Below are 19520 nucleotides of genomic sequence, written 5' to 3' on the forward strand. Positions count from 1 at the left end.
TCTTGCAATCCTAGGATCGCATTTCGGTAGGCAGCACAAAGGGCCCCACGGCATACGCCGTGGAGCCCCTGTGGACCATAACGACTTCGGGGATCAGCCGGCTTTCGCCGCGAGGCCCGCCTTCGCTTGGTCCACGACAGCCGCAAATGCGTCAGGATTGCGAATCGCAAGGTCAGCCAACGCCTTACGATCTAACTCAATCCCCGCCTCCTTGAGCCCACTAATGAACTTGGAGTAGGGCATGTCATGCTGACGGGCCGCCGCGTTGATGCGCGCGATCCACAGCTGCCGGAAGTTCCGCTTCTTTACCTTGCGGTCCCGGTAGGCATGCTCCCAACCCTTCTCCACCGCATCCTTCGCAGTGCGATAAAGGTTCTTCCGGCCGCCGAAATAACCCTTGGCAGCCTTGAAGATCTTCTTCTTTCTATGGTTCCGCGGTACGGCACCTGTAGTCCTAGGCATAGTTCAGCCTCCTTTAAGAGCCGTAGGGGAGCATACGTCTGAGCTTCTTCGCATCAGCCGGAGCGACGAGGTCGGACTGCCGCAGGCGGCGCTTCCGCTTCGTGCTCTTCTTGGTCAGGATGTGGCTCTTGTTGGCCCGCATCCTCTTCAGCTTCCCGGTACCCGTGCGCTTAATACGCTTCGCGGCACCTCGGTGGGTCTTCATCTTGGGCATATCAGTCTCTTCTGTATCTGTTCCCTATTGGGACCAGAGGCTCGGTTTTACTTAAGAGGGGCCACGACCATCGACATGACCCGTCCCTCCATATTCGGCTGTGACTCCACTTTGCCAAGCTCCGCCAGCTCGTCCATCACTCGGGAAAGGACTTCGAGCCCAATCTCGGGATGAGTGATCTGTCGTCCTCGGAACATCATGGTCAGCTTGACCTTGTGTCCCTCACCGAGGAATCGCTTGGCGTGTCCCACCTTGAATTCGTAATCGTGATCTTCGATTCCAGGGCGGAACTTCACTTCCTTCACTTTGATCGTGTGCTGCCTTTTCCGCGCTTCGCGGGAGGCCCGTTGCGCTTCGTACCTGTGCTTGCCGTAATCCATCATCTTGACCACGGGCGGCCGGGCCTCGGGCGCCACTTCTACCAGATCCATTCCTCGCACGCCTGCCCGTTCCCGAGCTTCGTCGATCGAGACGATACCGATCTGTTCGCCATCGTCTTGGATGAGCCGTATTGGGCTTATCCGGATTTGATCGTTTACGCGGACTCTTTCCTTGCTGATTTGTAGCTACCTCCGATGAAGTCGATTACAAAAAAAGGCCCGAGAATACATCTCGGGCCGCGACTAGGGAGAGCGTTCGGAGCAGCCCGAAAACGCCGACCCTCGCGACCCTCAAGTCAGCTCCGAAGAGCCCTGAAGGTGGAACCGCAGGTCAACGCGGCCCTCTTCCTAATTGTGATCCACCCCTGAGGGTGGAGGAACAATCTGTCCAGACTCCCATGTCAGGTCAACGGTTTCGCTCTGGCACCAAACATATGGCGCGGGACTAAGCCGTTTCTCCTGCGACGGGACCACCACAGGACCCTTACGAGAGCGCTCTAGTCTCGATCTCTTCGACAATGGAGGCGATAAAATCACCCCGGCTCATCACTTCCTGCTTCTTCCCCGCACCCCGCTTCCGCACTGCAACTGTGCCGTCGGCCGCCTCGCGCTCCCCAACGACGCCCATGTAGGGAATCTTGAGAGTCTCAGCCTCACGAATCCTGTAACCGAGCGTCTCACGGGACTGCAGCGTAGCACGCACGCCGGCCTTCTTGAGATCCGCGAGCAATAAGAGGGCACTGTCGTCCCAGTGCTCACCTACAGACATAAGGCGCACCTGCTCCGGAGCGAGCCACGTTGGGAAGACCCCGGCATAGTGTTCGATCAGGATGGCGATGAAACGCTCGAAGGACCCACACACCGCACGATGGATGACCACGGGTCGGTGCGCCGTGTTGTCACTGCCCACGTAGGAGAGGTCGAAGCGCTCTGGAGCGTTATAGTCGAGCTGGATCGTACCGAGCTGCCAGCTCCGGCCAATCGAGTCCGTCACGTGGAAGTCGATCTTCGGCCCGTAGAAGGCTCCGTCACCCTCCTCTACCTCGTATTCGCGACCCGTGGCCTCCAGGGCCTCCTTCAGGGCGGCCTCCGCGGAGTCCCACTGTTCGTCGCTCCCAATGCGTTGCTCCGGTCGCGTGGCGAACTTCACCGAGGACTTCAGGCCAAACGTGTCGTAGTGGCTGAGGATGAAGTCCATCAGGAATTCGACCTCCTCCGCGATCTGGTCCTCACGCAGGTATACGTGACAGTCGTCCTGGGCGAATTGGCGCACGCGGGTGAGACCAGAGAGCGCCCCGGACAACTCGTTGCGGTGAAGCACGTCTAGCGTCGTAAAACGGAGAGGCAACTCGCGGTACGAGTGCGTCCGTGATGCGTAGAAGAGGTGGTGTGACGGGCAGTTCATGGGCTTGAGCGACGCGTCGTGCTCGCCCGACTCATTGTTCAGCACCATGAACATGTTCTCACGGTACTTCCCCCAGTGCCCTGACTGCTCCCACAGCTCCTTCGTGTATAGGAGCGGTGTTTTGATCTCAAGGAAGTCTTCCCTCTGCCGTTCCCGCACGAATTCCTCGAGGGTGTTGTAGAGGATGGTTCCAAGAGGTGTCCAAAAGGCCGAACCCGGCGAAACCGGATGGAACTGGAACAAGTCGAGCTCACGGCCAAGACGCCGGTGATCCCGCTTCTTGGACTCCTCCAGCATGTGGAGGTGGCCTTCCAGGTCCGGCTTCTTGTGGAACGCCGTCCCGTAAATGCGCTGGAGCATCTGGCGCTTCTCGTCGCCTCTCCAGTACGCACCTGCCCCGGACAGCAGCTTGAAATGCTTCAGTTTGCCCGTACTTGGGAGGTGCGGGCCCTTACAGAGATCCAAGAAGGGTCCGTTCTCATAGACCGTGATCACCTCGTCGTCGTCGAACTCCTCGAGCCGCTCGAGCTTGAGCGGGTCATCGCTAAAAAGCCCACGAGCCTCTGCCTTGTCGACCTGTCGGCGCTCAAACGGCTGATCCGCATCGATGACCTCGGCCATCTTCTTCTCGAAGGCCTCAAGATCTTCCGGGGTGAATGGAGCGTCCACCTCGAAGTCATAGTAGAAACCATCGTCGATCGAGGGGCCGAAGCCGATCCCAGCGCCTGGGCGTAGTTCACGGACCGCCGTCGCAAGAATGTGCGCGGCCGAGTGCCTAAGAACATCGAGAGACCCAGGACTCTTGTCCGTGAGGATCGAAATCGTGGCGTCCCCCTCGATGGGCTCCATCAATCCCACCGTCTCACCGTTCACAACCGCTGCCACAGCAGCCTTAGCGAGCCCCGGGCCAATCGCGGCAGCCACTTCACCCGCCGTGGAGCCATGCTCCATGTCGAGGACGTCGCCGTTGGGAAGCGTGATCTTGATCTGTTCGCTGGACATGGTTCTCTGGGGACCGTTCAGTCCCCTCCTTGGTTGTGTGGTTCCGAGTTACGAATCCCGGGTGCCACGCCTGCAACAAAAAACGCGGCACCCGTCGTGCGGGGCCGCGTTTTGCGTCTTCCTTGGATTCAGATCAAGTGACGCACGCCGCCCCAGGGCCGGTGGTCCGGCCCGTGGTAGTCGTTGCGGTCGTATGCCGTGCGTACATCGCACTTTTCTCCCCTGAATCGTTGTGGCTGTACGATGACGGGATCGCCCATTGGGGTCAACCGGGCCCGCTGATGGCCACAGATCGCCCATTAGCGCACGACCGCTCGTCCCTTCATCTCCCTCCCTCAGGCTCCCCGATCGCGTCCAGGATGTACCCAACGACCTTGTTCATATATCCGTCTGATCCGCCCGGGCTCGGGCCGAGCCGCACGACCACCACATCTCGTGACGGCACGATCATCGTCATCTGGCCCATGAATCCGGAAGGCCAATATGCATCGGCAGGCAGCCGATCCATCACCCCGCCAGCGTTGAGCCAGAAGAGTCCGCCGTAACCCTTGTTCGTGCTAGCCGGAGCTGGTGTGCTCACAAAATCACTCCACCCTTCGGGAAGGATCTGTTGCTCACCCCACATTCCGTCCTGAAGGTGAAGCTGGCCGAAGCGGGCCCAGTCGCGGGCGGACATATAGTCGTAGCCCGTCAGAATGAAGTTGCCCCAGGCATCCGTCTCTAGTACTGCATTTTTGACCCCGATCTTGTCGAAGAAGTCTGTCCACGGGAACGAGTGGTAGTCCTGCCCACGCGCCTCAACCGTCTCACGCACGATTCTTCCGAGGGTCAGCGGATCCGAGTTCAGGTATTCCCAGCGCTCGCCTGGCTCAGCCTCCAGTGGGAAACTCACCGCGTGATCAAAGACGTTGATCCCGTCGAAGTAGATCCGGAAATGATGGTTCTCTGTGGAGAGGGACTCCTCCCGCCCTAGCCCGAAATTATTGAAGTCCAGACCGCTGCTCATGTTCAGCAAGTTGCGAATCGTGATCGCGGAGCGTGGGTCGTCAGAGCTCTCGTTCCACTCGGCGATGGGCGCCGGTTGATCAAGGGTCAATTCCCCTTGTTGGATGAGAACACCAATCAGCGCCGCGGTGATGCTCTTCCCTTGGGACCATGAGATGTGCGGCATCTCGGCCGGGGTACCGGTGGCGTACCGCTCCCCGATCACCTGCCCCTTGTAGAGCGCAACCACGGCCCGGGTGTTCTGGCCGTGTTCATGGTTCGCGATCGCAAAGTCGAGTGCCGTGTTCAGAGCATCTCGGTCGATTTCACTGGGAAGTGGCTCATCCGGGAGCCGATCTCCCATCGGCCACAGACGCCAGTTCGTGATGGGCCACTCGGCCCCGACTTCAGACGACTCGAAGTACACGTCTTCCGCGCCACGCGGGAGGATGCTGCAGCCCTGGTCACCATTGAATTGGGCGACCCGGTCCGGGACCCCTGGGGCACTCATTGTGACCCGACCCGCTTCCTTGTCCACTGCGTACGTGAAGTCGTCACCCCACCCGAAGTGAGCAAAGCGTTGCAGGTCGGCATAGGCGTGAACCTCAGGATCACGCCCCTGCATGAAGACGCCGGAGCACATGATCTTGGCGTTCATCGCCAGGTTGAACTCGGCGGGTTCGGCATCGTCTGAAGGCCACTGGGCCACCGCGCCCAAGGGAGCCAACGCCACGGCGGCAAGGGTCGCGGTTGTCAGAATCAGCACTCGCTTCATGACGTCTCTCTGAAATCGGGAGTTCATGGGATGGGCCAGGCAGCTCACAAGGCACTTCAGGCGTCATCACTCGCCCTGAGTATGGGCCGGAAGGTCGTCCGTCGCGAATCACGAATCTCGGTCCGGACCGGAGTTGATTTAACGGTTCCTGGTCTCGGTGCTTCTAAGCACGTAGGGAAACATTGATCTAGAATCAGCGAGACCGCGATGAAGGTGAAGATGAGGTTGGGCACGGCGCTGACAGTCCTGGTAGCCCTGTTCGCGTGTGGCTCGAGCGAATCAGATCCAACAGGCATCACTATGGACGTCCCAACGGTGTTTCTGAACTTCGCGGATGGAATCGAGATCAGCGTAGACGGAAACATGGTCGTCATTCGAAGCGACGGCATCCCGGCCCACGGCAGCCCCTATTTCAATGCCAGCCACTCGCAGTACGAAGCATACAACGGTCCCAACATTCAGTTCGCCCTGAACCCGAACCGGATTGCGGAGCAGTCGTATACGTTCCGCATCCCGATCGCGCCGGAGGCCAGTTCAAACCCTAGCGCCACCCCCCTAGGCGCAATCGGGGTGGCGGTGAACGGCGTCCCGCTCTTCAACCAATACGCAGGGCCGAATCGGCCCCTGACGTTTGAGATCAACTCCTTCGATCAATACAACGGGCATCCCCAACAAACGGGCCAGTACCACTACCACATCGAGCCGCTCTATCTCACCCTCCAGGCTGGTAAGGAGAGCCTCGTCGGGTTTTTGCTCGATGGCTTTCCGGTTTACGGCCCAGAGGAGAACGGAGAAGTCGTCACGAACGGAGACCTTGACGACTACCACGGGCACACCGGCGTAAAGGCGGACTACCCGGACGGCACATATCACTACCACATCACGCTTGAAGACCCCTACATCAACGGGAACGGGTTTTTTGGCACACAGGGATCGGTTTCGTGAAGGTGCGCCCTTGGTTCGGCGGGCTAGCACTCGCGGTGGGGCTGCTCGGTCTCACCGCGGCGACCGGCCTCGAAGTCGTTGCTTCGGACGCGGACGGACTGAAACAGGTGGCTGGGCTGCTCCATCTTCATGGGACTCCCTTCACCGGCGTCGTCACTACGGAAGCCGACGATTTCCGGACACGCAAGGAAACGGCCTACCGGGCCGGCCTGCGGCACGGGGAAAGCACCGGATGGTACGCCAGTGGAAGCATCGCCTTCCTACGTGACTACGTGTCCGGCCGCGAACGCGGTGAACACCGGGAGTGGTACTCCGACGGTCAGATCAAGTCCGAACAGTCCTTTCGTGACGGCCTTCTGGAAGGCGTCGCACGAGAGTGGTTTCCAGGCGGGAGGCTTTACCGGGAAGCCACCTACGAGGCCGGCGTCGAAGAAGGCAGCCAGAGGATGTGGTACACGGACGGGTCTCTACGTGCGAACTACGTCGTCCGAGACGGCCGACGTTTCGGGCTGATTGGGAGCAAAGCCTGCGTGGAAGAGACCTCGACATGAGAGCGCCTCTACTCGCATTGGCCCTGGTAGCAACTGGATGTGCGTCGGGCTCTGTTCAGGATCTTCCCTACTATAACTCGGCGGAACTCACGCCTGAGTGGCTCACGACCGAAGAGTCTGGCGCCGCCCACACGGTCCCAGCTTTCGCGCTTTCAGATCAACGCGGTGAACCCATCACGGAGTCCGACGTCAATGGTCGAGTCGTGGTGGCCAGCTTCTTCTTCAGTAGCTGCGCCCAAGTGTGCCCAATTCTCAAGAACGAGTTGGCACGTGTGCAGGCGCAGTATCTAGATGACGATCGACTCGTGATCCTGAGCCATTCCGTGATGCCCGAGGTGGACTCTCAAGAGACGCTGGCGCGATACGCAGAGTTGAACGACATCGATGCTCGCCGTTGGCACCTTCTCACGGGCGACCGTGCTGAGATATCCGCGCTCGCCCGCGACGGGTACTTCGTGGACGTCGGCTCCACGCCGGGAGACCTGGGCGGTTACGATCTCATCCATACCGAAGCCGTCGCCCTACTGGATGGACAAGGGCACATAAGAGGTCTCTACACGGGCACGTTGAAACTCGAGATGGACCGCCTCCTCGAGGACATCGAAACCCTGTTGTCTGAACAGGAGTAGATCCGCGCTCGGCGAGGCCGTGGGGCATCCTGCAGGTCATCGGTCATGTTAGTCCTGCCTTTTGCCGCCTTTCCAAATCCCCCACGCACCCAATGGCGTGACCACGAACCAGACCCCGACCACGATCCACACGGTGCCCGGCGCAGCGGTCGAGATGTCAACCGCAACGTCCGCGCCGATCATGACCACGACCGCCCCTGCGAAGAACGCCAGGAGCGGCCAGAGCCGGTCGGACTCTACGAACCGTGCCATTTCGGTCAGCGACCTCGGCTCGGCATGACGATCGTCCCCGGCAGAGCCGGACGGGTCGCGTCCTGATACGCCGTGCGGTACAGCGCCGCGACGTCCCCAGACATCAGTGAATTCATCTGAGCGATCACCGCTGGTACACGGTCCCACCCTGCGTCGATCATCCACGCCGCGTCCGCAGTAGCGGGTCCGCTCACCCCCTGAATGCGGCCCCAGACGTTGGCGCCACCTGACACGTCATCGAGCTCATTGCCGATCTCATCCAGCGCATCCCGCACACTCTGGATCTGCTCAGCTAAGGCGTCGGAGGAGTTCTCAGCTGCCTCCAACATCGCGTCGAGTGCATCGAGTTGTTCACCAACGGAACGCATCGCCTGTCCCGCCTTCTGCACCGGCCCCGAGAGCCGATACGAGGACATCATTGCCGCATGGCGAGACGCAATGACGTCGCGCGACATGGATGAACGCGGATCGAGCCGCACGGACGCCTCACCTTCGACGACTACGTCCCCTGCTTCGAGGCGCACGAGGTACGTGCCCGGCATTACTCGCGGTCCTGGGTCGAGCAGCTCGCCATCTGCTCCTTCAGTCTGGAGGCGCAGGTCCCACATGACTTCATTCAGACCCGCCTCTCCGGAGGCCTCGACTTCGCGCACCAAGTTGCCGCGGGGGTCTAAAATCTGAAGCGAGACGTCGTCCATCTCACTCGTGAGCCAGTACCGGATCCGTGAACCCATGGCAGGATTTTCGGAAGCGAAGATCCCGGGGGTCCATCCTTGCGGCGTGTACCGGTTGTACGAGGTCGCACGGCGTGTGCCGAAGAGATGTACCGGTGCAGCCATGACCGATGCGTCCAACTCTTCGAGGACCCCGATGTCGTCCATGATCCAGATACCGCGTCCATGGGTCCCGATCACGAGATCGTTGTCACGCGGGTGGATCTTGATGTCATCAACCGGGACAGTCGGGAGATTCGCCCGTAACGGCATCCATGCCATGCCCCCGTCGATCGAAGTGTAGACACCCCGCTCGTTCCCGACGAAGAGGAGGTCGGCGTTGTCGGGATGTTGCGCCAGCGCGCTGACAGAGGACATGGGAAGCCCGTTCGTCACGAGGTCCCAGTCTTCACCAAAGTTGGTGCTCACGTACACATAAGCAGCGAAATCATCAGATCGGTGGCCGTCGAACGCGGCATACACCGTCCCCGCATCTGCATGCGAGGAGACGAGTCGAGTCACATAGGTGTTCGCCGGCAGGCCTTCGACGTTTCCAGTGATATCTGTCCACGTCGCGCCACCGTCCAGGGTCACGTTCAAGCGTCCGTCATCTGCACCGGTATAGATCAGGCCAGCATCCAGCGGCGATTCACCGATCGCCGTCAGGTTGCCGTAGCTCGACTGTCCATCGTTGAGTGAGATCTGAGCCTCGGCGCCCAGCACGCCCATGATCTTAAGCGTCTCGCGATCGATCGCATGCGTGAGGTCTCCACTGATCGGCGCGAATGTCTGCCCAAGATCAGTCGACTTCCATAGGACGTTCGATCCCAGATAGACCGTGCTCGCGTCATGCGCCGAGATCAGTACCGGGGTATCCCAGTTCCAGCGGAGATCAGGCATCTCGCCTTCGGCATCGGGTCTGCCGATCGGCCGAAGTCGCGCGCGCTCGTTTGTCGTCAGGTCCACCCGAGTCAGATTTCCCCCTTGAGACTCAGCGAACATGATTGTGGGGTCAGTCGGGTGCATCACAGTGAAGAAGCCGTCACCACTCCCGACGTTGTACCAGTCCCGCGTACGAATTCCCTGGTTCGACCAGGTGTCCGACGGTGCGCACCATGAGCCATTGTCTTGAAGTCCGCCGCACACGTGGTACGGATCGCGCATGTCCACGCCAATTTCGTACATCTGCGAGAGCGGGAGATTGCGAAATTGGAACCAGTTGTCGGAACGATCCCGGCTCACCGAGACACCGCCGTCTGATCCCAGCAGGATGTGATCCGAGTCAGACGGATCGATCCAGATGGCGTGGTGATCCAAATGGACACCATCCGCACCATCGTTAGTAAATGTCCGCCCACCATCGGATGACCTGAACATGTCCGAGCCACCCGAATACATGCGCTCCGGGTCGTTCGGGTCGATGCGGATCTGGGAGTAGTACATCGGGCGATTGTTGGTGTCGCTGCGTTTCTCCCACTTATCCCCGCGATCGGTCGAACAGTAGACACCGTTGTTCCTCACACCACCGCCGCCACCGCGTCCGGAACCGGGTGCCCGCGAGTCCGCCTCGACCATGGCGCAGACAAGGTTCCCGTCCTGGCGGTAGATATCCAGCCCGATGCGCCCCTTGTCGCCCTCCGGAAGGCCCTCGGTCACTTCCGTCCATGTGGAGCCGCCATCGTAGGTCCGGTAGATACCGCTGCCAGGGCCACCGCCATTGTAGCCCCACGCCCGACGCTGCCGCTGATACATGGCGGCGAAAAGCGTCTCGGGGTCATTGGGGTCCATGACCAAATCGATGCTGCCTGTGTTCTCATCCACGAAGAGCACATGGGTCCACGTGGCCCCGCCGTCCGTGGTCTTATAAACACCCCGCTCGGCGTTCGCACCCCACAGGTGCCCCATCGCGGCGACGTAAGCGACGTCGGGATCCCTCGGGTGCACCTGAATGCGTGAGATGTGGTGGGTATTCTCAAGACCCAAATGGCTCCAAGTCTGTCCGCCATCCATCGAACGATACACCCCGTTTCCCCAGGGAGAACTCTGCCTGTTCTGCGGCTCGCCCGTGCCGACCCACACCACGTTCGGATTCGACGGAGCCACCGTTACATCACCGATCGACGCGGTAACCTCGTCCGTAAAGAGCGACTCGAAGGTGATTCCGGCATTTTCGGTCTTCCAGATTCCCGCTGTGGCCGTGCCCACATAGAAGATGCGCGGGTCGGACTCGACTACAGCCAAGTCGGACACACGTCCGCTCATGATGGTCGGGCCAACCTCGCGCCACTTCAGCGCCTGCGTCGCGGACTCGAACTGGTCCGGACTGACCTGGGCCGGGGCGGGTGCCATCACCGTAGCGATGGCGAGAACGGAAAGAACGATAGAGCGGAGCGCGCGAAGCATGACTTGAACCTCGATAGCGGTCATTAGGGTGGCGACTGTCCCATCCTATGCCGTCCGGATCAGGGGGGCGAGACCCCACCCGTCATAGGATCTACTGGCAGCTCAAGCAGTTGAAGTTGTTCTTCGCACCGAGTCCCACGAGCAACGCGATCGCTTCAGGGAACGGTTGGATCCTCTGCACCGGCCCGTTGGCCATGTCTGCCGTGGTCTGGCCAACCCGGCTCACCACCAAGACATCACCCCCGCGCGCCACGAGGTACTGGATCATCTCTGTGTCTCCCCGGGCGGCCGCGTTATGCACCGGTGTGTATCCAGCGGCATCTCTGGTATTCACATCTGCGCCGTGTTCCTCCACCAAATACCGAATGGCAGGCATCCACGCGTCGGGCACATGCCGGTGAGAGTTTCCCGCGTAGCCCGATCCGTAGGCGTGACCGGAAGCCGCGTGGATCGGGAAGACACCCGGGCCTCCGACAGCCACTGCCGGTAAACCCGAGAGATCGCCACCCCCGGACGACCGGCGCCGAGATGGCACCTTGATCGTCGGGATGTTCGGATCCGCTCCGTGTGCCACAAGAAGCTCCATGGCCTCGACATCCAATGCGTGTGCAGCACGCCAGAACGGCGTCGCACCCGTCATGTTGATGTTGAGCTGGCTGAACGTGTACTCCATGAACCACACGTGCTTCGCCAGGCGCTGATTCGGGTCTGCTCCGGCGGCGAGTAGTGCTTCGGCCACCTCGAGATACGTCGCCTGCTGCTGGCGGTACGCCTGCTGCTGCGGATACCTCGCCTTGGGTGCCCAGTGTGTATTCAGCGCCGCGAACAGTGGCCCGATCCCGCCCGCGTTCACACGGTTGGGATCGGCCCCGCGGTCCAGGAGTTCCAGAGCGAGGTCGAAGTGCCCGTTGATCACCGCGCTCGTGACGGCAGTCGTACCGTCCCCGGCGCTCGCTTGATCGATACCTGCACCTGCATCCAACAACGCGACGGCGGCCGCCCCATGGCCGTCCCGTACTGCGTGGAGAAGCGCGGACATTCCGCCGAGCGTCCCCACCACCTGAACGAACGACTGGGGCGCCACCTGTGTGGGCGGCGCCTGCTGGGGATTCGCCGCTTCTTCAGCCGCCTCCAGTTCTAGTCGTGCCTCGAGTGCCCGCTCAGCCGCTGCCATCTCTTCAGGGCTCGCGACTGGCGCACGGGCGGCGACGACGGCGGCCTGCACCTGACTCGGTGTCGGACGCCAGTCGCGAGCATCAGGCCCCGCTTCGGCCCGGAACTCAGCGAGCACTTCGTCGCGCCGCTCCTCTGCCGCGTCGTCCTCGGCGTACCGCTCTGGCAGATCGAGCACCCGAGAGGTCAGGCTCGGGTCGGCGCCACTTTCGAGGAGGGCCTCAACCGCAGCCGTCCTCCCCCGGGCTGCCGCGAAGATGAGCGGCGTCTGCCCCCAGCTGGACTCACGTACGTTCGGAGAAGCCCCGGCTTCCAACAGAGATTCGACGGACGAGACGCTCCCAGCAGAGGCTGCGAAGTGCAGCGCGGTCGCTCCTCCAGCGGTGGTTGCAGCATTGGCATCCGCTCCTGATGCGAGGAGAGCCTTCACCACGTCGGCGTGTCCGTTCCGGGCGGCCAAATGGAGCGGGGTGTAGTCTCCGAGTCTGGTCACGGACTCCGCGTCGGCCCCCGCAGACAACAAGATCTGGGCGATCTCTGCGTGTCCCGCTTCGGCTGCCCAATGCAGTGCTGTCATGCCGTCGGCGTGAGCTGCGTTGACATCGGCACCGTTCTGAAGGAGCGCCCGCACCTCGCCCGCGTCACCCTCGCGCGCCGCATCAGGCAAAGTGTCCACTAACCCCGCCGCCGTCAGCACCAACACGAGACACAGAGCCCCAAGCGACCTCGCACTGGGGCGGATTCCGGCGAGACTCATGAGGACATCACCCGCGCGACGACCCTGGAGTAGACCCTAGTGTGAACTCACCTGTGCTGTCGCCAAAGCTGTCCATGTCGTCCATCCCCAGGCCGTGCATCATGCTGAGCATCGCGTTGGCCATGGGGGTTCCGTCTGGTGCCTTGTGATGCAATCCGCCTTCGAGCGCACCGTTGGCTTTCCCCAGCGCGATTAGCGGGGCCCTCCGGTGGTTGTGCAGATTCCCGTCTGCCATGGGCGAGCCATACATGATCATGGTCTTGTCGAGCATGTTCGAGTCACCCTCCTCGAGGTCCTTCAACAGATCCAGGAAGTACGGCAGCATGCTGACGTGGTACTGGTTGATCTTTGAGAATTCCATGATCGCCGACTCGCGTCCACCATGATGTGAGGCCGGGTGGAAGGGTCGGTCCGAGCCGCTCCCCGGATACACGCGAGCTGACGAGTCCCGACCCATTTTTAGTGAAAAGACGCGGGTCACGTCGGAAGCGAATGCTAAGGCTTGAATATCGAACATGAGGCGCATGTGCTCCTCGAACGAATCCGGAACACCCGCTGGGGCTTCCGGGAGCTCGCGCGGGGCTCCGCTCATGTTGCGTGCTTCCACGGCCTGAATACGTCGCTCGATTTCACGCACATTTTCGAGGTAACGATCCAGCCGCTCCCGATCGGTCGGCCCTAGCTGTGTGCGGAGCGCAGCGACCCGTCCTGTGACCCAGTCCAGAATGCTTTTGTTTGTGCGCCTGCGGGCGTTGCGCTCCTCAGGCGTTCCGCCTGCCCCGAAAAGTTGGTCGAACGCCACGCGGGGATCACGAATGACAGGGAGCGGTTCGGTAGGAGAAGCCCAACTGATGGAGTCGGTGTAGACGCAGGTGTACCCGTACGCGCAGCCTCCCGACTGATTGATGTTCTCGATGCAGAGCTGCATGGACGGGATCGGCGTATCCTGACCGAAGCGGTTCGCGTAGAGCTGATCGAGGGACGTGCCGACATGCACGTCGGATCCTTCCGTCTGTTTCGGATGCGCCTGTGTGAGGAAGACTGCGCTCGAGCGGAAGTGATCGCCCCCGATCTCAGTCGGCTGGAACGCTTCTGCCATACGCACATCGGTGTTGCTGACGATCGTCAGGTAGTCGCGGTAGGCGTCCAGCGGACTCAGCGCGGACGGCGCCAGATCGAAGTCGGCGCCGACCTGTGCCGGAGCCCACAGATTCTGCGTTGCACCCCACTCATTGCTGCCCGCCGCACCATGTACCATCTCGATGGCCACAAGGCGTGCGGGATCCGCACGCTTAGGAAGCTTCGACCATGCGCGCCCCGCTGGTTCCATCGCGTCCAGGAGCGGCAGCGCGACGGTTGCACCCATACCCTTCAGAAAGGTCCGCCTGGGAAGGTGCTTGCCGGTGATGAAGTCCATCTGACTCTCCTATGGATGCCGCTGTGCGGCGCCACTGGTGATTCCGTCCGTCTCTACGTCGGGTGCAAGCTGCATGAGGAATGCGTCACTCGTGACCACTCCCATGATGAATTCTGACATGCGGTAGTCGTTACCGGCTGCCCGCGCTCCGATTGCGCGCACTGTCGGCTGATCAAAGTGTTCAACACGGCGCCCCAGGGCATAGGCCATGAGGTTTTCGGTGAACGTCCGAATGAGCGGAATCGGCCGAGCGACGAGAGCACGCTGCAGCTCCATCGGACTCGTGATCGAGGTGCCGTCGTAAAGCTTCCCCTGTGTGTCGAGCGGCATTCCGTTCTCGCGAATGCGCCACCGCCCCGTCACGTCAAAGTTGTCGAGCGCCAGGCCGATTGGATCCATGAATCGATGACATGAATTACATGTCGGGTTCTCGCTGTGGATCTCCATCCGCTCACGTGTCGTCCGGAAACGGCCGTCTTCGGCGGCCTCGGTCTCTTCCAGATCTGGGATCCCCGGTGGCGGCGGTGGCGGGGGCGTTCCGAGAAGCACCTCCATGACCCACTTGCCACGAAGCACCGGTGAGGTGCGCCCAGCGTGCGACGTGAGCGTGAGCACACTCCCATGCCCTAATACGCCCCGGCGGGTTTCGTCAGGGTACTCGACCCGCCGAAAGTGCTCACCTGTCACGCCATCGATCCCGTAGTGCTTGGCCAGGCGTTCATTCAAATAGGTATAGTCCGCCGCGTATAGGTCCAGCGCACTGCGGTCTTCTCGGACGAGACTACTGAAGAAGAGTTCAGTCTCCCGCCGCATGGCGTCAGCCAACTGTTGATGAAAATCCGGGAAAAGAAGACGATCCGGATGGACCTTCTCCAAGTCGTCCAACCGAAGCCACTGAGCAGCAAAACGGGTGCCGAGCGCTTCAGCCCGCGGGTCGGCCAACATGCGTAGGACCTGACTCTGATACACGTCCTCATCGCTCAGAGCGCCCCGCTCCGCGAAGGCCAGAAGTTCTGAGTCGGGCGGCGTACCCCACAGAAAGAACGACAACCGCGAGGCCACGGCCGCATCGCTCAGGCGGTACGGCTGACCCGGCGTGATCGCCCCAGCCGGCTCTTCGAAACGGAAGACGAAGTCTGGGCTGGCGAGCATGGCCTCCAGGGCTGTGCGGACGCCCCGCTCGAATCCGGCCTCGGATTCGCCCATCTCATAGAAGCCCATCAAGCCGTCGATGTCCGCGCCCGTTACGGGTCTGCGAAAGGCCCGTCGGGCAAGTCGAGTCAGAATGTTCTCGGCACACGGGCGCGCCTCTGCACGAGACGCCGGCCGGCAAGTGAAGATCCTGTCGCGACTCGGCGTGTCCGATACACCCTGCACGTTGTAGGGTCCGACCACGGCCAGGTCCTTGAGGTGCGCGACTGCGGTGACCCCATATCCGTTCACGCCCACCTGACGGTCTGACAGCGACCACTCGTGGGGGGAGACCAAGTCCTCCTTGGGCCCCTCGCTCTGCTGGAGAAACGCCGCTGTCACTCGATGTGGGCCCGCCGGGATGAACACCGGCTCGGAGCGCATGTTTGCCCCGTTCGGGTCCGATACGTCCATCCATCGATCGACATCGAGGAGTTGGACGCGGGCGCCGTCCACCGACAGCTCGATCTGCTCTCCAGCGGTCGTTCCCCCGAAGAAGCCACCGGTCGTCGTGTGCTCGAACGCCATGTTGAAGACGTACTCAGCGTCCGCTGGGAAGGTGTGCGAGACGGAGATTCCACCCCGAGTCCCGAACGGAGCCCCCTCGATGCGGTCCCACTGGGTCACGTATCCCGCATTCGTGTACGTCGAGGTGCTCGGCAGCGCTTCCGTATCACCCACGGCAAGTCGGCTGATCTCACTGGCCGCGTTCATGTAAGAATCGAGGAGCGTCGCGGACAGCAGTTGCACATCCGCGATGTTGTCGAAGTTGGCACTCTTCGTGTCGAGCGGCAGGTATGCCCCCGCGTCCACGTTCAGTGCCAAAAGGTCCTGAATGGACCTTTCGTATTCGACCCGATTCAAGCGTTGAAACGTGCGTGCGCCCGGATTCGGATTCGCAGCCGCCGTCGCGTCCAAGCGCGCTTCCAGTCCCTCCACCAAACGGAGCAACGTGTCACCCGAAGGGCGCCGAGCCCCGGGCGGAGGCATCATCTCGGCTCGGAGCTTCCGCACCATGCGCTCGGCCACGACAGCGTTGGTCTCCGGGGCCGAGGCGTCAAAGCCCTCTAGAGAGAGATTACCCGTAAGGCGACGGTCACTGTGACAACGAACGCAATACTGCTGGACAACCTCGTTCTCCTCGAGGGATACGTCCGTGGCCTCGCCCACCCCGATAAGGGTCGCGGAATGAACCAGATGATCTGTGGCACCAGGGATCGACTCACTCGCAACAATTAGCACCACGCCTAGCGCCGACATGGCGGTGAGTATTCTCATTCAGCAGCCTCCGAACGGGCCCGCATCCGTGTAATCATACAGCTGATATTATACCCTGCGGTATCGAACCAGGCCACGGTGTCTCCAGATGTCGGGGAGGCCCATCAAGGAGTCCGGAGCTGCTCGGATCGAGATCCAGTCCGCGAGGATTCGTGCGGCTTCTTCAGTCATTCGCCTCGAACGCGCAGAGCGCGTGGGCTTCGCACCCTGACGCCCTGAGCCGATCCGCGCCCCCTAGGTCGGGCAGGTCGATCACGAAGCACGCTTCGGGCACGACCCCTCCGGACCGGCGAATCAGCTCAAGCGCAGCAATCGCTGTCCCGCCGGTGGCGATCAAGTCGTCGATCAGTAGTACTTGGTTCCCGTCCTGGATGGCTCCGACGTGGACCTCTATCCTGTCCGTGCCGTACTCGAGTTCGTAATTGATCCCGATCACGTCACCAGGGAGTTTCCCCGCCTTTCGGATGGGAATGAAGCCGACGCCGAGCGCATAGGCCACGGCGGTCCCGAAGATGAAGCCACGGGCCTCGATGCCGGCGACCAGGTCGACCGGTTGGTCCTTGTAACGAGCCACGATGGCGTCGACGGCCTCCCGCAGTCCGGCAGCGTTCTCTAAGAGTCCGGTCACGTCCCGAAATAGAATTCCCGGCTTCGGGTAATCGGGGACCGTGCGGATATAGGATTTGATAGACATGCCGGAAGATAAGACGACCCTGCACGAACAACGGCCCGGCCACCTTTCGGTGACCGGGCCGCGTTCGTACCCATTAGAACTGCTTGGGCTAGTACATCCCACCCATGTCACCACCACCCGGCATTGCCGGCGGTGCATCATCAGCAGGCGTATCCACCACAACCGCTTCCGTGGTGAGAAGCAGACCCGCGATCGAAGCCGCGTTCTGCAACGCTGAGCGAACGACCTTAGTCGGGTCGATCACGCCAGCCTTAACCAAGTCCTCGTACTCGTCGGTCAGCGCATTGTAACCGAAGGCGCCCTCACCGTTACGGACGTTTTCGACCACGATGCTGGCCTCAACACCTGCGTTCGTCGCGATCTGACGAATCGGGTGCTCGAGCGCACGAACGAGGATCTGCAGACCGACCTGCTCGTCATCTTCGTCCAGCGTGGTCTCGTTCAGGCTCGCCTGCGCGCGAAGCAAGGCAACACCACCACCCGGGACGATGCCCTCTTCAACAGCCGCACGTGTCGCGTGAAGTGCATCTTCCACGAGAGCCTTCTTCTCTTTCATCTCGGTCTCGGTTGCGGCACCGACGTTAATGACGGCCACACCACCGGCGAGCTTTGCGAGACGCTCTTGGAGCTTCTCGCGGTCGTAGTCCGACGTGGACTTATCGATCGAGACACGGATTTCGTCGATCCGGCCCTTGATCTGCTCACTCTCGCCCGCACCGTCGATGATCGTCGTGTTGTCTTTGTCGATCACGACACGCTTGGCACTACCGAGGTCGGTGGCGACAGCGTTCTCGAGCTTGAAGCCGACTTCCTCGGAGACGACCTGGCCGCCCGTCAGGACAGCGATGTCCTGCAGCATGGCCTTACGACGGTCACCGAAGCCAGGTGCCTTAACAGCGGCAACCTTGAGCGTTCCGCGGAGCTTGTTCACGACGAGCGTGGCCAGGGCCTCGCCTTCGACGTCCTCAGAGACGATCAGAAGGGGCTTACCCATCTGCGCGACCTTCTCGAGAATCGGGAGAAGATCCTTCATGCTGCCGATCTTCTTGTCGTGGATGAGGATTATCGGGTCCTCAAGTACCGCTTCCATCCGCTCCGGATCCGTCACGAAGTACGGGGAGAGGTAACCACGGTCGAACTGCATGCCGTCGACCGTCTCGAGCGTCGTCTCTAGGCCACGTGCTTCCTCGACCGTGATGACGCCGTCCTTACCGACCTTCTCCATCGCGTCAGAAATCAGCTCACCAATCTCAGCGTTGTTGTTCGCCGAGATCGCGCCGACCTGTGCGATCTCCTTCTTGCCTTTCGTCTCGACGGAGAGTGCCCTGAGGCCCTCGACGACGATCTCAACACCCTTATCGATTCCACGACGGATGCCCATCGGGTTCGTACCGGCGGTAACGTTCTTCAGCCCTTCGCCGAAGATCGCCTGAGCGAGCACGGTTGCGGTGGTGGTTCCGTCACCAGCGACGTCAGACGTCTTGGTGGCGACTTCCTTCACCATCTGGGCACCCATGTTCTCAATGGGATCCTCGAGTTCGATCTCTTTCGCGACCGAAACTCCATCCTTCGTAACCGTGGGGGAACCGAACTTCCGGTCCAAAATCACGTTACGACCCTTCGGCCCGAGCGTGACCTTCACGGCCCGAGCAAGCTTGTCGACGCCATTCTTGAGACGCGCACGCGCCTCGACGTCGAATCCCAGCTCTTTAGCTGCCATGATTCGTATCTCCTAGTCGATTGCGATTGCGTTACGGAACGATGGCGAGAATGTCGGATTCGCGGAGGATGAGGTATTCCTCACCGCCCAGCGTGACATCGGTGCCGCTGTACTTCCCGTACAGCACCTTGTCGCCAACACTCACGTCCATCTCGAGCCGGGCACCCTCATCAGAGAGCTTTCCCGGACCGACGGCGATGACTTCACCCTGGGAGGGCTTTTCTTTCGCCGTATCGGGGATGTAGAGGCCACCCCGCATCTGCTCGGCTTCGTCGAGCGGCATTACGACCACGCGGTCAGCAAGTGGCTTGACCTCATTCGCGGCGTTACCCATTGGCCATACTCCTACTTGAAATGGGGCATTGATAGGCAGGTTTTCCAGGTTGGCACTCATTGTATCTGAGTGCTAACAGGGAAATAACTTCGCCGGGAATGCGGGGGTGTCAAGCGACCGGATGGGCGACCGGCCCATCCCCCGGGAGCCCCGATTCCGCGCGCCTGACAAAGGAGCGTCTGTAGAGGCACTACTCCGCTGGAGGCCACCAGGCAGAGTCCAACAGGCGGACGAAAAGAAG

At 61.3% G+C, this 19520-nt stretch carries 17 protein-coding genes; 3 read left to right on the forward strand and 14 right to left on the reverse strand.

What is annotated here, in order from left to right; translation table 11 throughout:
* Positions 1–93: 93 nt before the first annotated feature.
* The 5 genes from rplT to P8L30_10655 form a co-directional block, all read right to left on the reverse strand.
* The gene (gene rplT / locus P8L30_10635; protein ID MDG2240648.1) at positions 94–462 is read right to left on the reverse strand and encodes a 50S ribosomal protein L20; all 369 of its coding nucleotides are present in this window, start codon (positions 460–462) and stop codon (positions 94–96) included.
* A 13-nt stretch (positions 463–475) separates the two neighbouring features.
* Positions 476–676, reverse strand: coding sequence for a 50S ribosomal protein L35 (gene rpmI, locus P8L30_10640; protein MDG2240649.1), 201 nt, complete (start codon positions 674–676; stop codon positions 476–478).
* Positions 677–723: 47 nt separating this feature from the next.
* On the reverse strand, positions 724–1236 hold the full coding sequence (gene infC, locus P8L30_10645; protein MDG2240650.1) for a translation initiation factor IF-3: 513 nt from the start codon (positions 1234–1236) through the stop codon (positions 724–726).
* 304 nt (positions 1237–1540) lie between these two features.
* Complete coding sequence (thrS, locus tag P8L30_10650) at positions 1541–3463, reverse strand: threonine--tRNA ligase (protein MDG2240651.1); 1923 nt, start codon at positions 3461–3463, stop codon at positions 1541–1543.
* 322 nt (positions 3464–3785) lie between these two features.
* Entirely contained in the window at positions 3786–5222 is a 1437-nt protein-coding gene (locus P8L30_10655; GenBank protein ID MDG2240652.1) for a serine hydrolase, read from the reverse strand.
* 207 nt (positions 5223–5429) lie between these two features.
* Between P8L30_10655 and P8L30_10660 the strand changes: the two genes are divergently transcribed.
* The 3 genes from P8L30_10660 to P8L30_10670 are packed head-to-tail and all read left to right on the forward strand — an operon-like array spanning position 5430 to position 7347.
* Positions 5430–6167 (forward strand): YHYH protein, encoded by a 738-nt coding sequence (locus P8L30_10660; GenBank protein MDG2240653.1) that lies wholly within the window; start codon positions 5430–5432, stop codon positions 6165–6167.
* Positions 6164–6718, forward strand: coding sequence for a hypothetical protein (locus tag P8L30_10665; GenBank protein ID MDG2240654.1), 555 nt, complete (start codon positions 6164–6166; stop codon positions 6716–6718). The genes P8L30_10660 and P8L30_10665 overlap by 4 nt, the downstream gene beginning before the upstream one ends.
* Positions 6715–7347 carry an SCO family protein gene (locus P8L30_10670; GenBank protein MDG2240655.1) on the forward strand — a complete coding sequence of 211 codons (633 nt, stop codon included), beginning with the start codon at positions 6715–6717 and terminating at the stop codon, positions 7345–7347. The genes P8L30_10665 and P8L30_10670 overlap by 4 nt, the downstream gene beginning before the upstream one ends.
* Before the next feature lie 48 nt (positions 7348–7395).
* Here P8L30_10670 and P8L30_10675 read toward each other — a convergent pair whose 3' ends face one another.
* From P8L30_10675 to groES, 9 genes are all read right to left on the reverse strand, one after another.
* A complete protein-coding gene (locus P8L30_10675) occupies positions 7396–7599 on the reverse strand; it encodes a hypothetical protein (protein ID MDG2240656.1) in 204 nt (67 codons plus the stop codon).
* 5 nt (positions 7600–7604) lie between these two features.
* Positions 7605–10715 carry a hypothetical protein gene (locus P8L30_10680; GenBank protein ID MDG2240657.1) on the reverse strand — a complete coding sequence of 1037 codons (3111 nt, stop codon included), beginning with the start codon at positions 10713–10715 and terminating at the stop codon, positions 7605–7607.
* 91 nt (positions 10716–10806) lie between these two features.
* Positions 10807–12645, reverse strand: a complete 1839-nt coding sequence (locus P8L30_10685; protein MDG2240658.1) for an ankyrin repeat domain-containing protein — start codon at positions 12643–12645, stop codon at positions 10807–10809.
* A 7-nt stretch (positions 12646–12652) separates the two neighbouring features.
* Entirely contained in the window at positions 12653–14062 is a 1410-nt protein-coding gene (locus P8L30_10690; protein ID MDG2240659.1) for a DUF1552 domain-containing protein, read from the reverse strand.
* 9 nt (positions 14063–14071) lie between these two features.
* Positions 14072–16531, reverse strand: coding sequence for a DUF1592 domain-containing protein (locus P8L30_10695; protein ID MDG2240660.1), 2460 nt, complete (start codon positions 16529–16531; stop codon positions 14072–14074).
* Between the two features lie 48 nt (positions 16532–16579).
* Positions 16580–16702, reverse strand: a complete 123-nt coding sequence (locus P8L30_10700; GenBank protein ID MDG2240661.1) for a hypothetical protein — start codon at positions 16700–16702, stop codon at positions 16580–16582.
* Positions 16695–17225, reverse strand: a complete 531-nt coding sequence (locus P8L30_10705) for an adenine phosphoribosyltransferase (GenBank protein MDG2240662.1) — start codon at positions 17223–17225, stop codon at positions 16695–16697. The genes P8L30_10700 and P8L30_10705 overlap by 8 nt, the downstream gene beginning before the upstream one ends.
* 88 nt (positions 17226–17313) lie before the next feature.
* Positions 17314–18945 (reverse strand): chaperonin GroEL, encoded by a 1632-nt coding sequence (gene groL, locus P8L30_10710; GenBank protein ID MDG2240663.1) that lies wholly within the window; start codon positions 18943–18945, stop codon positions 17314–17316.
* Between the two features lie 31 nt (positions 18946–18976).
* The gene (groES, locus tag P8L30_10715) at positions 18977–19279 is read right to left on the reverse strand and encodes a co-chaperone GroES (GenBank protein ID MDG2240664.1); all 303 of its coding nucleotides are present in this window, start codon (positions 19277–19279) and stop codon (positions 18977–18979) included.
* Positions 19280–19520 lie beyond the last annotated feature (241 nt).

Source organism: Longimicrobiales bacterium, assembly GCA_029245345.1.
Classification (GTDB): Bacteria; Gemmatimonadota; Gemmatimonadetes; order Longimicrobiales; family Gaopeijiaceae; genus CALFPJ01.

What these genes read in the sequence shown, in the direction of transcription:
- rplT (MDG2240648.1), bottom strand. Translation starts at nt 462, where the DNA reads ATGCCTAGGACTACAGGTGCCGTACCGCGGAACCATAGAAAGAAGAAG.
- rpmI (MDG2240649.1), bottom strand. Translation starts at nt 676, where the DNA reads ATGCCCAAGATGAAGACCCACCGAGGTGCCGCGAAGCGTATTAAGCGC.
- thrS (MDG2240651.1), bottom strand. Translation starts at nt 3,463, where the DNA reads ATGTCCAGCGAACAGATCAAGATCACGCTTCCCAACGGCGACGTCCTC.
- P8L30_10655 (MDG2240652.1), bottom strand. Translation starts at nt 5,222, where the DNA reads ATGAAGCGAGTGCTGATTCTGACAACCGCGACCCTTGCCGCCGTGGCG.
- P8L30_10660 (MDG2240653.1), top strand. Translation starts at nt 5,430, where the DNA reads ATGAAGGTGAAGATGAGGTTGGGCACGGCGCTGACAGTCCTGGTAGCC.
- P8L30_10670 (MDG2240655.1), top strand. Translation starts at nt 6,715, where the DNA reads ATGAGAGCGCCTCTACTCGCATTGGCCCTGGTAGCAACTGGATGTGCG.
- P8L30_10675 (MDG2240656.1), bottom strand. Translation starts at nt 7,599, where the DNA reads ATGGCACGGTTCGTAGAGTCCGACCGGCTCTGGCCGCTCCTGGCGTTC.
- P8L30_10680 (MDG2240657.1), bottom strand. Translation starts at nt 10,715, where the DNA reads ATGCTTCGCGCGCTCCGCTCTATCGTTCTTTCCGTTCTCGCCATCGCT.
- P8L30_10685 (MDG2240658.1), bottom strand. Translation starts at nt 12,645, where the DNA reads ATGAGTCTCGCCGGAATCCGCCCCAGTGCGAGGTCGCTTGGGGCTCTG.
- P8L30_10690 (MDG2240659.1), bottom strand. Translation starts at nt 14,062, where the DNA reads ATGGACTTCATCACCGGCAAGCACCTTCCCAGGCGGACCTTTCTGAAG.
- P8L30_10695 (MDG2240660.1), bottom strand. Translation starts at nt 16,531, where the DNA reads ATGAGAATACTCACCGCCATGTCGGCGCTAGGCGTGGTGCTAATTGTT.
- P8L30_10700 (MDG2240661.1), bottom strand. Translation starts at nt 16,702, where the DNA reads ATGACTGAAGAAGCCGCACGAATCCTCGCGGACTGGATCTCGATCCGA.
- P8L30_10705 (MDG2240662.1), bottom strand. Translation starts at nt 17,225, where the DNA reads ATGTCTATCAAATCCTATATCCGCACGGTCCCCGATTACCCGAAGCCG.
- groL (MDG2240663.1), bottom strand. Translation starts at nt 18,945, where the DNA reads ATGGCAGCTAAAGAGCTGGGATTCGACGTCGAGGCGCGTGCGCGTCTC.
- groES (MDG2240664.1), bottom strand. Translation starts at nt 19,279, where the DNA reads ATGGGTAACGCCGCGAATGAGGTCAAGCCACTTGCTGACCGCGTGGTC.